Genomic DNA, 14,727 nt, shown 5'->3' with positions numbered 1-14,727 from the left:
TGATGCGTTCCAGTTCTCGTTCGGACATCTGCCCGTGGGCGTATGTCACGTTGGCATCGGGCACCAGATTCTGGATGCGGAAGGCTTCCTCGCTGATGGATTCCACGCGATTATACAAATAATACACCTGTCCGCCGCGGCTGATTTCACGATGGATAGCCTCGCGGATATATTCAGGGTTGTTTTCCATGACATAAGTCTGGATGGGATGTCTTTCCTGGGGAGGTTCTTCCAGCAGGCTCATGTCTCTAATTCCCGCCAGGCTCATGTGCAGCGTTCTGGGAATGGGCGTTGCGGAAAGGGTCAGCACGTCCACATTTTCCCGCAGAGCCTTCAGTTTTTCTTTGTGTGCCACACCGAAACGCTGTTCTTCATCTACGATGATCAAACCAAGATCATTGAACTTCACATCTTTCGACAAAATGCGGTGGGTACCGATCAAAATATCGGAATAGCCCCGTTCCATGTTGTGCAGGCTTTCCTTCTGCTGCTTGGGCGTACGGAAACGGGAAAGCAATTCAATTTTAATAGGATAACCCGCCATTCTCTGCACGAAGGTATTGTAATGCTGCTGGGCAAGGATGGTAGTAGGCACAAGGAATGCCACCTGTTTACCTTCCTGTGCCGCCTTGAAGGCCGCGCGGATGGCAACCTCCGTTTTGCCATAGCCAACGTCGCCGCAGATCAGTCTGTCCATGACCTTGCTGCTTTCCATGTCTTTCTTTACATCTTCGATGGCGTTCAGCTGGTCGTCTGTTTCTTCATAAGGGAAGTTTTCCTCAAATTCCTTCTGCCATACGGTATCGGAGCCATAAACGAAGCCTTTTGCTGCCGCTCGTTTTGCATACAGCGCCACCAGATCCTCCGCCATGATCTGCACGGCTTTTCTGGCTTTGGCTTTTGCTTTTGCCCAGTCCTGACCGCCCAGCTTATTCAGCTTCGGCGCCGCGGAGCCGGTACCAATATATTTCTGCACCATATCCATCTGGTTGACGGGCACAAAAAGATTGCCCCCATCCCGATAGGAAATTTTCATATACTCCTTCTGCACGCCATCCACGGAGATTTTTTCCAACCCACGAAAGACACCGATGCCGTGATTATCATGTACCACATAATCGCCAATGTGCAGGTCGGTAAAGCTTTCGATGGCTGCGCCATTTTTCTTGCGTTTTTTCTTTTTCTTCTTTTCTTTTCCACCGAATAATTCGCTGTCGCAAAAAACGGCGAAGTCGATAAAATCATAGCGGAAACCCTTGGAAAGGCTGCCCTTTGCCACCCATACGGAGCCTTTTGGCACTTCCTTTTCCAAATCCTCTATATAAACTGCTTCCAGCCCCATTTCCACCAGTTCCTTCGCCATGCGCTGGGCTCTGGTGCCGCTGCCGGCAAGGATAAGGGTACGGAAGCCGCTTTTTTTCAAGTATTCCAATTCTTCACAGAAAAGGTCTGCCCTCTGCTGGAAGGAAGGCGTAGAACGGACAGCAAAATCCACCATCACCTTGGGGTGGAAATCCACCGTTCTCTGGCTCAGACCTGCAAAAAGGACGGTAGCAAAAGATTCCGCCTGGCGCAAAATGGACGTATAGTCATAGAGCATATGGCTCTGCCCGGGCAGCAGGTAACCCTGGGCGATACGCCCCTTCACGCTTTCCTGATATTCTTCCATGAGGATGTCCATGTGTTCCCGGATGCGTTCCGGTTCATCGAAAATCAAGAGGGTATTTTCCTGCAAATAGGAAAGCAGGCTGACGGTTTCCTCATAAAAATAATCCACGTATGCGCCTACTGCAGGCAGGGTCTTTTCCGCCCGCAGGCGTTCCGCATCCTCACCCACATGCTCCCGCAGGCGTTCTGCCGCCTCTTCTTCCCCCTTTTTCTCAAAATTTTTCAGGGTTTTCACAAATTCTTTTACGATTTTATCTGCTGCGGAAACAGCCTGTTCTTCTTCATAGACGATTTCCCGCATGGGGAAGATGACCGTTTCCTCCAGTTTATCTACAGAACGCTGGCTCTGGGCATCCATACTGCGGATGGAATCGATCTCATCATCCCAGAATTCGATGCGGACGGCATCCTCCGCCGTCAAAGACCAGATATCCAGAATACCGCCGCGAAGGGTAAACTGTCCGGGGCTTTCCACCAGTTCTGCTCTCTCGTAACCCATCAGCACCAGTCTTCTGGTCAGGTCGGAAATTTCCACGATATCTCCCACCTTCAGCTTCATCTGGAAGGATGCAAAAACCTCTTTTTTCGGATATTTATCCAGCAGAGCTTCCATGGATGCCACAATGACGGGACATTCCCCTCTCAGCAGGCGTTCCAGCACCAGAAAACGCTGGCGGTTCATTTCCATACTATGGACATCGGCGCTGTAAAACAGGATATCTTTCGCAGGATAATAGACGCAGTCCTTTTCGAAGAAGGTCAGGTCTTCCAGGATTTCCTTTGCCCGCAGCTCGCTATAGGTCAAAAACAGCAGCGGGCGTTTGGTCTGCTCCTTCAGACTATAGGCCAGATGATTTTTTGCAGCATCAATGACCCCTGTTGCAAAAACAGGGGTGTTTCCCTTTTCAATTCCTTCCAAAACCTGCCGAAAGCTTCCCAGTTCCAGCAGGGGGTCTGTCAGGGCTTTCATCATTCCTTCACCTCGGTAGAAGTTTTTGTTTCTTCTTTTGTTTCGGATTCTTTCTTTTCTGCTTCGGCTTTTGCCGCTTCTTCTTTTTCTTTCTGCTTTTTCGCAGTTTTTGCTTTCTGGTTCACGCGATTTGCCGCATCCTTGATGCCACGGGAAAGCATGATTTCCACGCCCTGCACAGCCTTATCCATGCCTTCTTCCATGGCAGGCAGATCATCAGGGTTAAATTTTGCCAGAACATAATCCGCCAGATCCCAACCGCTGGGCTTTTCACCGATGCCCACTTTAATGCGGTAAAATGCATCGGTACCCATCTGATCAATGATGTTGCGGATGCCATTATGGCCGCCATGGCTGCCTTTTTCGCGGATGCGCACACTGCCGCAGGGCAGGCTGGTATCATCGAAAATAACCACGAATCTTTCCTGGGGGATTTTATAAAAGTTTACGATTTCTCTTACGCTTTCGCCGCTCAGGTTCATATATGTCTGGGGTTTCACCAACAGCACTCGTTTGTTGCGGATCGTACCATCACCCACGAATGCCTTGTTTTTAAATTTATCTACTTTGATATCATATTTTTCCGCCAGCTTGTCGATGACTTTGAAACCAACGTTATGTTTGGTTTCTGCATATTCTCTGCCGGGGTTGCCCAGGCCAACGATGCAGTAAAATTCCTGCCCTTTCGTTTCCTGGTTTCTGAATCTGTCAAATAAACCCATGAAAATTCCTCCTATTATTCTATACACAACGAAATGCCCTAATCAAAAAATTAGAGCTGTTTCAATCAATCCTATTCTGTTCATTTCTCGGGGCTATTATAGCACAAAAAAAGAACGGGTACAAATGTACCCGTTCGAAAATTCTAATTATGTAATTAGATTATTTTACTTCGTTAACCAGTTCTGCGCCAGCCAGGAATGCTTTTGCATTGTCCAGTGTTACTGTAGCGATTGCATTCAGAGCGTCAACTGTCAGGAATGCCTGGTGACCGGACAGCAGGAATCTGGGGTTAGCCAGCAGTCTTGCCAGTGTAGGGTCTTTTTCAGCGTTTTCGCAGTTTTCGAAGAAGTATTCATGTTCTTTTTCGCAAACGTCAGCACCTACGCCACGGAATTTGCCTGCATCCAGAGCGTCTGCCAGAGCTTCGGAGTCAACCAGAGCACCACGAGCAACGTTGATGAAGATAACGCCATCTTTCATTTTGGAGATAGCTTCTGCGTTGATCATGTGTCTTGTAGCGGGCATCAGAGGGCAGTGGATGGAGATAACGTCAGCACGAGCGTACAGTTCGTCCAGAGTTACATATTCCAGACCCAGGTTGGGGTTGGGGAATGCATCGTATGCGATGATGTTCATGCCGAACCCTTTCAGGATGTTGATCATGCACTGACCGATTTTACCTGTACCGATGATACCAGCTGTTTTACCAACCAGAGCGATACCTGTCAGACCAGCGATATCGAAGTTGAATTTTGTTGTTCTTGCATAAGAATGGTGAGACATTCTGTTAACAGCCATCAGCAGAGCTGCGCCCTGTTCAGCAACGGATTCAGGAGAGTAAGCGGGTACACGCAGAACGGGGATACCAGCTTCTTTAGCAGCTTCCAGATCAACGCTGTCGAAGCCTGCGCAACGCAGCAGGATAACTTTGATACCCAGGTTTTTCAGTTCTTTTACAACTTCTGCGGGCAGTTCATCGTTTACGAAAGAGCATGTAGCATCGTGACCAGCAGCCATGTGAGCTGTTGCGGGTGTCAGTCTTTCTTTGATGAATGTGATTTCATAGCCGTATTTTTCTGCCAGGGGTGCAAAACCGTCAACCCAGTAAGATTTTGTGTCGAAAAATGCAATTTTCATTGGTATCTTCCTCCTAAAAATTTAAAAATTTGATAAGTGGATAGTAAAATTTTATAGCAAACAGAGTTATCTCCGGACTGCGCATGGAGATATTGTCCTCCTCTGCTTGTTTTACTTTTAACAATATAATCTATTTCACCTTTTTTGTCAACCGTATTCCCATAAAATTGTAAGTTTTGCCGAAGGCTTTTTTCCTGAAATGATAAAAAAAACACGGTTTCCAGACAACTTGCAACGCCAGTTTTTGGATATTATTTTATTTACCCAAAATTCACCAGAAAAACCCATCTCGGCTGCACTATTTTTCAGTGAATAAAAAGAAAAACTCCCATCCAAAGGATTGGGAGTTTTTTTCTGCGATTTTGTCAAAAAACTGTTTTTCTCAAAATCAATCAAACAGCTGAGAAATAGAAACACCTTTATGAATGCAGCTGATGGCATCTGCAAACATATCAGCAACAGAAACCATTGTGATCTTGTCGATCTTCTTTTCTTCAGGCAGTTCGATGGTATCCAGAACCAGCAGTTCATTGATAGCGGAATCCTGGATTCTCTTCAGAGCGGGGCCGCTCAGTACGCCATGTGTACAGCAAGCGTCAACTTCGATGGCGCCTCTTTCCTTCAGCGCGTTTGCAGCGTTTGTGATGGTACCTGCTGTATCGATCATATCGTCGATCAGGATAACCTTTTTACCCTTCACTTCACCGATGATGTTCATGATTTCGCTCACGTTTGCTTTGGGTCTGCGTTTGTCGATGATCGCGATGGGAATATTCAGTTTTTCAGCGAATTTTCTAACTCTTGTTACGCTGCCCAGGTCGGGAGAAACTGCAACGAAATCTCTTTCCAGGTCTTCGCCGTATTTATTGATGTAGAAGCTTGTCAGCAGAGGGCTGCCGACCAGGTTATCTACAGGGATATCAAAGAAGCCCTGGATCTGTGCACAGTGCAGATCCATTGTCAGCACACGGCTTGCGCCCGCACTTGTCAGGATATTTGCAACCAGTTTTGCACTGATGGGATCTCTTGCTCTTGCTTTTCTATCCTGACGAGCATAGCCATAGTAAGGCATAACTGCTGTGATTCTTGCTGCGGATGCACGTTTCATTGCATCGATCATGATCAGCAGTTCCATCAGGTTGTCGTTTACGGGATAAGATGTGGACTGGATGATGAATACATCCGCGCCGCGGATCGTTTCATTGATCTTTACGGAAATTTCGCCGTCACTGAATTTTTCTACTTCGCAGTCACCCAGTTTCAGGCCAAGTTTGCTTGCGATAGATTCTGCCAGCTCTTTGTTGGAGTTGCAGGCAAAAACTTTGATGTTGCTGATGCCGGAATTAAGCATGTGTTTGTCCCCCTATAAAATATGTCTTTAGGTAATATAAGCCCATACAATATTATGTTACACCGAAAAACGGTCAAATTCAACTGCAATTCGACAATTTTTTCAATTTATCCGTCAATTCTCTTCTTTGTCCAGCCTGTGATGACCTGCTGTCTTGCTCTGGCAACTGCCAGCACATCCTCAGGCACATCCTTTGTAATGGTGGAACCTGCAGCGATGTAGGAGCCTTTCTTCACGGTAACGGGAGCCACCAGGTTTACGTTGCAGCCAACGAAAACATTGTCTTCGATGGTGGTACGGTGTTTCTTCTTGCCGTCGTAGTTTACCATGATGCTGCCGCAGCCAAAGTTGATCTTTTCACCGGCGTCTGTATCGCCTACATAGGACAGGTGAGGAATCTTTGTGCCATCGCCAATGGTGGAATTTTTCACTTCAACGAAATCGCCAACTTTTACCTTGTTGCCGATGTGGCAGTTGGGGCGGATATATGCATAAGGGCCTACAGTCGTTTCGTTGCCGATCTCGGATTCAATGGCTGTGGAAGTCTGGAATTTCACACCATTGCCCAGTTTTGTATCTGTCAGTCTGGAATTAGGGCCGATTTCACAGTCTTCGCCAATTTCTGTATTGCCTTCCAGCACACAACCGGGCAGGATCACTGTATCCATGCCGATCTTAACGTCGCTGCCGATGTATGTGTTTTCGGGATCAACGATGGTAACACCGTTTTCCATGTGTTTGCGGTTGATACGGTTTTTCATGATCTTCGCTGCTTCCGCCAGCTGTACACGGCTGTTTACGCCGAAAAATTCATCGGCATCCTTGGCAATCACAGCTTCCACCTTACCGCCCGCCTTCAGGATCAGTTCCAGGCAATCTGTCAGGTAGTATTCCCCCTGGGCGTTGTTGTTATCCAGTTTGCCCAGAGATTCTTTCAGCTCTTTACCATTAAAAATATAGATGCCTGTGTTGATCTCATTGATAAAACGTTCTGCATCAGAAGCATCTTTGTGTTCTACGATACGCTGGAAGCCGCCATGATCGTCTCTCATAATGCGGCCATAGTCTGTAGGATCTTCTACTTTGGAAGAAACAACGGTTACGCTGTGTGCTTCCCCACGGTGTACTTCCACCAGCTTTGCCAATGTTTCCCCTGTGATCAGGGGTGTATCGCCGTAAAGGATCAGCATATCGCTGTTTTCATCAATAAAATCGCCTGCCATCATGACTGCATGGCCTGTCCCCTTCTGTTCTGCCTGCAGCGCAAAGGAAACGCCTTCGGATCTGATGCCTTCCTTTACCAATTCTGCTTTATGGCCTACTACCACGCAAACATCTTCTGCACCGCAGCCCTTCGCTGTATCGATAACATAATCAACCATGCTCTTATTGAGAATTTCATGGAGCACTTTGGGTCTTTTGGATTTCATACGGGAGCCTTCGCCAGCTGCCAGAATGATCGCTTTCAGATTTTTCATTTATTTTTCCTCCTCCGCTGGTTTTTCAGCGTGAATGTTTATACTGATATTGTATACATAGATAGCTTATTTTCTCATTTTTCCCCATAAAATTCAATATACTCTTTTACTAAAAAATTACTGCGCGGCACAAAAAAAGAGTAGGAATTCTCCTACTCTCTTTTGGTTATTTCATTAAAGCACTGTGCCCTTTTTCAGAACTGCAGGTTCTTAAGAAGAAGCACCGATGATTCTCTGACCATCGGACAGAACAACATCTTTATCCAGGATCGCATTTTCAACCACACAGTTTTTGCCGATCTGGCAGCCTTCCATCAGAATGGAATTTTTCACGACCGCACCTGCGCCCACGCGAACCTTACGGAAGATCACAGAATGTTCTACCTTGCCATCGAAGATCGCACCGGCACCTACGATGGAATCTGTGATATCTGCGCCCTTATTATATTTTGCAGGGGGTTCATCCTTAGGCTTTGTTTCAATATAAGGATATTCATTGATAAAGTGATCTCTGATCTCTTTATTCAGGAAATCCATATTGGTTGCGAAATAAGCCGCTGTGCCTGCGCCGATGGCACTCCAGTAACCGTCATATTCGTAGCCATAGATCTTCAGTGTATGGATGAAACGGATGATGATATCCTTAACCAGGTCATATCTGCCTTCGGGGATGGCCTGTTCCAGCAGATCGATCAGCAGTGTTCTGGAGATCACATAGATACCCAGGGAAGCTGCATCGGATTTGGGCTCTTCGGGTTTTTCTTCAAAACCGATCAGTTTAGCGTCAGCATCCATTTCCAGTACGCCAAATTTGGACAGATCCTTTTTCTCTTTTCTCTGATAAACAACAGTGATATCCGCGCCTTTTTCCACATGCTGTTCGATCACTTTGCGGTAGTCCATCTTATAAATGGAATCACCGGATGTGATCACAACATATTCTTCATTGCTGCGGTTCAGGTATGTCATATTCTGATAAATGGAGTCCGCAGTACCACGGAACCATGTGGAGCCTTCATTGCTTGTATAAGGCGTGAATACGAACAGACCGCCCTGTTTTCTGCCGAAATCCCACCATTTGGAGGATGTCAGATGGTCTCTCAGGGAACGGGAATTGTACTGTGTCAGAACAGCCACCTTACCGATACCGCTGTTGGTCATATTGCTCAATGTAAAGTCAATGGCACGATAGCAGCTGCCAATGGGCAGCGCCGCTGCTGCTCTGTGGTCAGTCAGGACCCCCAGTCTGCCGTCATTGTTGCCGCCTGCCAGAATAATACCGATTGCTTTCATGATTTACACCTCCCGAACAACAGATTTGCCGCTTTCCAGTCTGCCTTCAGGATAGTCTTCAGCGACAGTTTTTCCGTAAATCACACAGTTTTTGCCAAGCATTACGCCATCGGGCACGATGCTGTTCATGCCCAGAACAGTGATGCCTGTATTATAAATATTGGGCTTCAGCTCGTTGGGAACATCTTCCCCAACGCCCATCTGTACGTTTTTGCCGATCTTACATTTTTCATCGATGACGCACTTATCTACCAGCGCACCTTCGCCGATCACTGTACCGGTCATGATAATGGAATCCTTGACCACTGCGCCTTTTTCTACAATAACACCGGGGCCCAGGATGGAGCGATATACTTCACCATATACTTCGCAGCCATCAGACAGCAGAGATTCTTCTGCCTTCGCGCCTGCCGCTGTATACTGAGGAGGCTGATGATCGCTGTTTGTATAGATCTTCCAGAAATCTTCATACAGATTGAATTCGGGCAATGTACGGATCAGATCCATATTGGATTCCCAGTAGGACTGGATGGTACCAACATCCTTCCAGTAGCCGTCGAATCTCCATGCGTACATGGGCTGGCCTTCATCCAGCATTTTAGGGATAATATGTTTACCGAAGTCACTGTCGGGATGAACGGAGTTATCCTCGATCAGGGCTTCACGCAGTCTATCCCATGTAAAGATATAGATACCCATGGAAGCCAGATTGCTCTTTGGATTCGCGGGTTTTTCTTCGAATTCATAGATCTTGTCGCCCGCTTCCGTATTCATGATACCGAAACGGTTTGCCTCATCCATAGGAACCTCCATAACAGCGATAGTTGCTGCTGCGCCGTTTTCCTTATGGAATGCCAGCATTTGGGAGTAATCCATTTTATAAATATGGTCACCGGAGAGGATCAGCACATATTCAGGATTGTTGCTGTCGATAAAATCGATATTCTGGTAGATGGCATTGGCTGTACCATTGAACCATTCGCCGGAATCGCCTGTTTTTACATGGGGCGCCAGAATGGTCACGCCACCGTTTTTCTTATCCAGATCCCAGGGAATACCGATACCGATATGCTGGTTCAAACGCAGAGGCTGATACTGTGTCAGCACGCCTACAGTGTCAACACCGGAGTTGATGCAGTTGCTCAGAGGGAAATCGATGATACGATAACGACCGCCGTAAGCCACAGCGGGTTTTGCCACTTTTCTTGTGAGCACACCCAGGCGGCTACCCTGACCACCTGCCAATAACATTGCTATCATTTCTTTTTTACGCATATTTTATCCACACCCCTATCTTTTCAGGTTGTATATATGTACTAAAGCATTGCACTTTGTATCCCTCATTATAGCACAAGAATACAAAGATGCAAAGATTATCCACTAAATTTATAACGAAATTTCACCTGATTTTTACAGTTTTTATTTGGTTTTTGGCAAAAAATTCCCAAAATCCGATCGCATTCTGCCAGGTTTATTTTTGGGTTTTTCTGTATAAAATATAAAAATACACCCACAAAACATTGCCTTTCCAGGTTTCGTATACTATAATGATAGACAAAATATGACCGATAAAATCGAAACAAAAACGAACCCAAAACATCTCATAGAAATTGAGGCGATAATACATGACAGCATTCAAAAAAGATCAACATATTTATTTCATCGGCATCGGCGGCATCAGCATGTCCGGCCTGGCAGAAATTTTGGCAGACCGCGGCTGCGTAGTCTCCGGTACAGATATCAAGGAAACACCTGTAACAAAACATCTGCAGAGCCTTGGCATCCGCATCAACTTCGGCCATAAAGCAGAAAACATTACCGACGATGTGGATCTGGTGATCTATACGGCAGCGATCCACCCCGATAACCCTGAATATCAGGCAGCAATGGCGAAAAACATTCCCTTGATGGACAGAGCCCATCTTCTGGGCGATATCATGGCGGAATACAACAATTCCATTGCCGTAGCCGGCACCCATGGCAAAACGACCACAACCTCCATGGTTTCCGAGATCCTGCTGGCAGCAGATACAGACCCTACTATCACCGTTGGCGGCATTCTGCCCACCATCGGCAGCAATCTGAAAATCGGCCATTCTCCCTATTTTGTGGCAGAAGCCTGCGAATATTGCGACAGCTTCCTGCAGTTCAATCCCCTGGTCGGCGTTATCCTGAATGTGGAAACCGACCACCTGGATTATTTCAAAAACCTGGAAAATATCCGCCGTTCCTTCCACGCTTTTGCCCAGCGTATACCTGCAAAGGGCGTCGTAGTTATCAATCAGGAGATCGACAACGTAGCAGAGCTGACAGCAGGTTTGGATTGCGCCGTTGAAACCTTCGGTCTGGAGGAAGATGGCGCTACATGGCAGGCAAAAAACATCATCCATGAACCCGACGGCAAAAACACCTTTGATGTATATTACAAAGGGAAACTGTTTGGCAATTTCCACCTGAACGTACCCGGCGACCATAATATCATAAACGCGCTGGCATCCATCGCATCTGCCCATTATCTAGGCATTTCCGCAGAGGACTGCCGCAAGGGTCTGCTGCATTTCACAGGCACAGAACGCCGTTTCCAGCGCAAGGGCGAAAAGAACGGCATCGTGGTTATCGATGACTATGCCCACCACCCCACAGAAATCAAAGCAGCACTGGCGGCTGCCAAAAAGGTTCAGCACAACACCACATGGTGTGTATTCCAGCCCCACACATACTCCAGAACAAAATTCCTGTTCGATGAATTCGGCGAAGCCTTTGGCGATGCAGATGAAGTTATCATTGCAGATATTTATGCCGCAAGGGAAACGGACGATGGCAGTATTTTTGCTGCAATGCTGGCAGAAAGAGTAGCTAAGGCAGGCAAATCTGCCCGCTATGTAGGCGATTTCGAAGCCATCCGTGCATATCTGGAAGCCAACTGTAAATGCGGCGACCTGCTGCTGACAGTCGGCGCAGGGGATGTCGTAAAAATCGGCGAAGCGTTTTTGAAACCCTAAGACCTTGGGAATCCGTCCCAAACCCTGCTTAGGGGTAATCCCCTAAGAACCTTATACGCCGCAAACTATCGTTTGCGGAAGGGAAAGAAATATGTAAATAAACATAAAAATAAAGCCCCAATCATTCGGGGCTTTTTGTTTTATATGTTAGTCTGCAGGAAAGATCACTGTGCTTTCCACTTCTGTTTTTTCGCCGTTTTCATCAATCTGGTTTACGATAGCTGCCTGCTGTGCGGCTTCCTCCGCTTCCTTGGCTGCTTTCTTTTCCTGATGACCGTCGATCAGGAGGAACAATGCCAAAAACCAGCATACGATACCGATAAATCTGACGATTTTGCCTTTTTTGTTCATTTTTATACTCCCCTTCTTATTTATGATATGGTTCATTTCTCTGGATGCGCTCGGAACGGTAGATCTGTTCCAATAAAACCACACGCATCATCTGGTGTGGGAATGTCATTCTGGAAAAGCTGAGTGCAAAATCCGCCCTTTGCATCACCGCAGGAGACAGCCCCAGAGAACCGCCGATGATAAACACCATATGGCTGACGCCGCCGACACCTTTTTTTGCCATGAAATCCGCCAGCTCTTCGGAAGAAAGCATCTTCCCTTCCACCGCCAGCGCCACCACAAAAGCATCGTCCTTTACATTTTTCAGGATACGCTGGCCTTCCTTATCCTTCACCTCTGCCTCCTGGGCAGGGCTCATGGTCTCCGGCGCTTTTTCGTCCGCCAGTTCAATGATCTCCAGCTTCATATAACGGCTGAGACGCTTGCTGTATTCCGCGATGGCATCCCGCCAATATTTTTCTTTTAATTTCCCAACACAAACGATCGTAACTTTCATAACGACCTCCTGTTATACTTCCACCTTCACGCCATTGCGAAAACGGCTGGCCATGTCCATTTTCACATGGGTACCTACTTCGATCTGCTTCTTCCGCAGGATCTGTTCCACCGTTTCATAGGCCAGGTGGGGATTGTTGTTTTCATCACTTAAATGCCCCAGGAAAACATACTTCATTTTTCCTGTCATTACTTCCGCCAGCAATTCCCCTGCGGCAACATTGGACAGATGTCCGTTTTCGCCCAGGATACGCTGTTTCAGATGCCAGGGATAGCTGCCCTTTCGCAGCATATCGATATCATGGTTGGATTCCAGCAGCAGCACATCACTGCCTTCGATACTTTCCCGAATGGTATCCGTCACATGACCGATATCCGTCGCCAGAGTGACTTTCTTTTCCCCTGTGAAAATATTATAACCCACAGGTTCCGCCGCATCATGGGGAATGGCAAAGGGTTTCACGCAGATATCATTGATGGCGCAGACTTCGTCGGCATAAATAATACGCTTATTGCTGGGCGCAATTTTTCCCAGACTGCCTTCCATGGCTGCCCATGTTTCCGCCGTAGCAAAAACAGGCAGATCGAATCTTCTGGAAAGGATACCTGCCCCCTTGATATGATCTACATGTTCATGGGTAATGAAGAGCGCATCGATATCATTGCCCGTCAGTTTCAGTTCCGCCAGGCCTTCTTCGATCTTCTTGCCGCTGATGCCCGCGTCGATGAGTATTTTCGTATAGTCTGTGCCGATATATGTACAGTTGCCGCTGCTCCCACTGGCGATAGTGCAAAATTCCAGCCGCAAGATGATTCACCTCTTTTCGCTGATACTATCCTAAAAAAGCAGGCTTCGGACTAACATCCGAAGCCTATTATGTTCTCGTAATTATTCGCCTTTGATACGCGTGATATCCGCGCCCATAGCATTGAATTTATCTTCCACATGCTCATAGCCTCTGTCGATATAGCGAACGCCATCGATGAGGGTTTCGCCTTCTGCTGCCATCGCTGCCAGAATCATAGCCGCGCCTGCACGCAGATCTGTTGCGGCAACTTCCGCACCATGGAAATGTCTGATGCCGTAGATCGTAGCTTTTCTGCCTTCGATCTCCACATCTGCGCCCATTTTGCGCAGTTCATCCATATATTGATAACGATTTTCCCAGACATTTTCTGTCAGAACGCTGGTGCCGTTGCAGACTGCCAAGAGCGCCGCGATCTGAGGCTGCAGATCTGTAGGGAAGCCGGGATAAGCCATTGTTTTCACATTGACTGCACGAAGGGGTTCATCCGCCATAACACGGATGGAATCTTCCCATTCCGCCACTTTTACGTTCATTTCATCCAGCTTCGCTGTCAGGGAATCCATATGCTTGGGAATGATATTTTTCACCAGCACATCGCCGCCTGTAATAGCTGCCGCGATCATGTATGTACCCGCTTCGATCTGGTCGGGAATGATGGTATACTGAGCGCCTTTCAGTTCAGAAACACCCTTGATACGGATGACATCTGTACCTGCGCCCTTGATATTTGCACCCATCATGTTCAGATAGTTTGCAGTATCTACAACATGAGGTTCTTTTGCTGCATTTTCGATCGTTGTCGTGCCTTCTGCCATGGTCGCAGCCAGCATCACGTTGATTGTCGCGCCTACGCTCACCTGGTCCATATAGATGGAAGTACCTACCAGTTTTTCCGCATAAGCCTTTACCATGCCGTCCTCTTCGATGACTGTGGCACCCAGGGCACGGAAGCCCTTCAGGTGCAGATCGATGGGACGTTTGCCGAAGTTGCAGCCGCCGGGCATTGCCACTTCTGCTTTTTTATAACGAGCCAGCAACGCACCGATCAGATAGTAGGAAGCACGCATTTTCTGTACGCCTTCAAAATCTGCTTTATAGCTTACGCCTTCGTTACAATCGATCTCCAATGTGTGTTCATCAATAAATCTGCATTTGCCGCCCATTTCTTCGATGGTGTGGCAGATATTTCTTACATCTTCAATGGCAGGCAGATTTTCCAGCACGCTGATACCTGTTGCCATTACTGCTGCAGGGATGACCGCTACTGCTGCATTTTTTGCACCGCTGACAGTAACCTCGCCCTTCAGTCTTCTACGGCCTTTTACAACCAATTTATCCATAAAAACATACATCCTTCCAATGATTTCCAAAAGGACAATATATATCATCTGAACGGGCGGAAATGCCGCCGTTCCTCAAAAAATAGTCGTTTTCTCTATATTTCGCCCTA

12 protein-coding genes are annotated in these 14,727 nt (G+C 47.1%); 1 reads left to right on the top strand and 11 read right to left on the bottom strand.

Annotation, left to right across the window (positions count from 1 at the left end; all coding sequences use genetic code 11):
• From IJ369_RS08885 to IJ369_RS08855, 7 genes are all read right to left on the bottom strand, one after another.
• Positions 1-2,641, bottom strand: a 2,641-nt coding sequence (locus IJ369_RS08885) for a transcription-repair coupling factor (RefSeq protein WP_290718250.1), incomplete at its 3' end; no start/stop codon positions are given.
• Positions 2,638-3,360, bottom strand: a complete 723-nt coding sequence (gene pth, locus IJ369_RS08880) for an aminoacyl-tRNA hydrolase (RefSeq protein ID WP_330612985.1) — start codon at positions 3,358-3,360, stop codon at positions 2,638-2,640. The genes pth and IJ369_RS08885, both read right to left, overlap by 4 nt.
• Positions 3,361-3,520: 160 nt before the next feature.
• Positions 3,521-4,498: a 2-hydroxyacid dehydrogenase gene (locus tag IJ369_RS08875; protein ID WP_290718249.1), complete on the bottom strand. Its 978-nt coding sequence runs from the start codon at positions 4,496-4,498 to the stop codon at positions 3,521-3,523.
• Positions 4,499-4,886: 388 nt separating this feature from the next.
• Positions 4,887-5,849, bottom strand: a complete 963-nt coding sequence (locus IJ369_RS08870) for a ribose-phosphate diphosphokinase (RefSeq protein WP_290718247.1) — start codon at positions 5,847-5,849, stop codon at positions 4,887-4,889.
• A gap of 107 nt (positions 5,850-5,956) precedes the next feature.
• Complete coding sequence (gene glmU, locus IJ369_RS08865; protein ID WP_290718245.1) at positions 5,957-7,327, bottom strand: bifunctional UDP-N-acetylglucosamine diphosphorylase/glucosamine-1-phosphate N-acetyltransferase GlmU; 1,371 nt, start codon at positions 7,325-7,327, stop codon at positions 5,957-5,959.
• A 210-nt stretch (positions 7,328-7,537) separates the two neighbouring features.
• Positions 7,538-8,620: a glucose-1-phosphate adenylyltransferase subunit GlgD gene (gene glgD / locus IJ369_RS08860; protein ID WP_290718243.1), complete on the bottom strand. Its 1,083-nt coding sequence runs from the start codon at positions 8,618-8,620 to the stop codon at positions 7,538-7,540.
• 3 nt (positions 8,621-8,623) lie between these two features.
• Positions 8,624-9,895, bottom strand: a complete 1,272-nt coding sequence (locus tag IJ369_RS08855) for a glucose-1-phosphate adenylyltransferase (RefSeq protein WP_290718240.1) — start codon at positions 9,893-9,895, stop codon at positions 8,624-8,626.
• 350 nt (positions 9,896-10,245) lie between these two features.
• Here IJ369_RS08855 and murC point away from each other — a divergent pair, with 350 nt between their 5' ends.
• Positions 10,246-11,622: a UDP-N-acetylmuramate--L-alanine ligase gene (gene murC, locus IJ369_RS08850; RefSeq protein ID WP_290718238.1), complete on the top strand. Its 1,377-nt coding sequence runs from the start codon at positions 10,246-10,248 to the stop codon at positions 11,620-11,622.
• Positions 11,623-11,769: 147 nt separating this feature from the next.
• Here the strand turns inward: murC and IJ369_RS08845 are convergent, their stop codons facing one another.
• The 4 genes from IJ369_RS08845 to IJ369_RS08830 all read right to left on the bottom strand — a co-directional run bounded on the left by IJ369_RS08845 (position 11,770) and on the right by IJ369_RS08830 (position 14,617).
• Positions 11,770-11,973: a hypothetical protein gene (locus tag IJ369_RS08845; RefSeq protein WP_290718237.1), complete on the bottom strand. Its 204-nt coding sequence runs from the start codon at positions 11,971-11,973 to the stop codon at positions 11,770-11,772.
• 16 nt (positions 11,974-11,989) lie between these two features.
• On the bottom strand, positions 11,990-12,469 hold the full coding sequence (gene rlmH, locus IJ369_RS08840) for a 23S rRNA (pseudouridine(1915)-N(3))-methyltransferase RlmH (protein WP_290718235.1): 480 nt from the start codon (positions 12,467-12,469) through the stop codon (positions 11,990-11,992).
• A gap of 12 nt (positions 12,470-12,481) precedes the next feature.
• Positions 12,482-13,276: an MBL fold metallo-hydrolase gene (locus IJ369_RS08835; protein WP_290718233.1), complete on the bottom strand. Its 795-nt coding sequence runs from the start codon at positions 13,274-13,276 to the stop codon at positions 12,482-12,484.
• An 81-nt stretch (positions 13,277-13,357) separates the two neighbouring features.
• Positions 13,358-14,617: a UDP-N-acetylglucosamine 1-carboxyvinyltransferase gene (locus IJ369_RS08830; RefSeq protein ID WP_290718230.1), complete on the bottom strand. Its 1,260-nt coding sequence runs from the start codon at positions 14,615-14,617 to the stop codon at positions 13,358-13,360.
• Positions 14,618-14,727: the final 110 nt, after the last annotated feature.

Source organism: Anaerotignum sp. (genome assembly GCF_017483025.1).
Lineage (GTDB): Bacteria > Bacillota > Clostridia > Lachnospirales > Anaerotignaceae > Anaerotignum_A.
The sequence above is the reverse complement of the archived record's forward strand: the minus strand, read 5'-3'. Positions and strand labels throughout refer to the sequence as shown.

Bases quoted from the DNA above. Each gene is read 5' to 3' on its own strand.
- murC (WP_290718238.1), top strand. From the start codon at position 10,246: ATGACAGCATTCAAAAAAGATCAACATATTTATTTCATCGGCATCGGC.
- pth (WP_330612985.1), bottom strand. From the start codon at position 3,360: ATGGGTTTATTTGACAGATTCAGAAACCAGGAAACGAAAGGGCAGGAA.
- rlmH (WP_290718235.1), bottom strand. From the start codon at position 12,469: ATGAAAGTTACGATCGTTTGTGTTGGGAAATTAAAAGAAAAATATTGG.
- IJ369_RS08845 (WP_290718237.1), bottom strand. From the start codon at position 11,973: ATGAACAAAAAAGGCAAAATCGTCAGATTTATCGGTATCGTATGCTGG.
- IJ369_RS08870 (WP_290718247.1), bottom strand. From the start codon at position 5,849: ATGCTTAATTCCGGCATCAGCAACATCAAAGTTTTTGCCTGCAACTCC.
- IJ369_RS08855 (WP_290718240.1), bottom strand. From the start codon at position 9,895: ATGCGTAAAAAAGAAATGATAGCAATGTTATTGGCAGGTGGTCAGGGT.
- IJ369_RS08875 (WP_290718249.1), bottom strand. From the start codon at position 4,498: ATGAAAATTGCATTTTTCGACACAAAATCTTACTGGGTTGACGGTTTT.
- glgD (WP_290718243.1), bottom strand. From the start codon at position 8,620: ATGAAAGCAATCGGTATTATTCTGGCAGGCGGCAACAATGACGGCAGA.
- IJ369_RS08830 (WP_290718230.1), bottom strand. From the start codon at position 14,617: ATGGATAAATTGGTTGTAAAAGGCCGTAGAAGACTGAAGGGCGAGGTT.
- glmU (WP_290718245.1), bottom strand. From the start codon at position 7,327: ATGAAAAATCTGAAAGCGATCATTCTGGCAGCTGGCGAAGGCTCCCGT.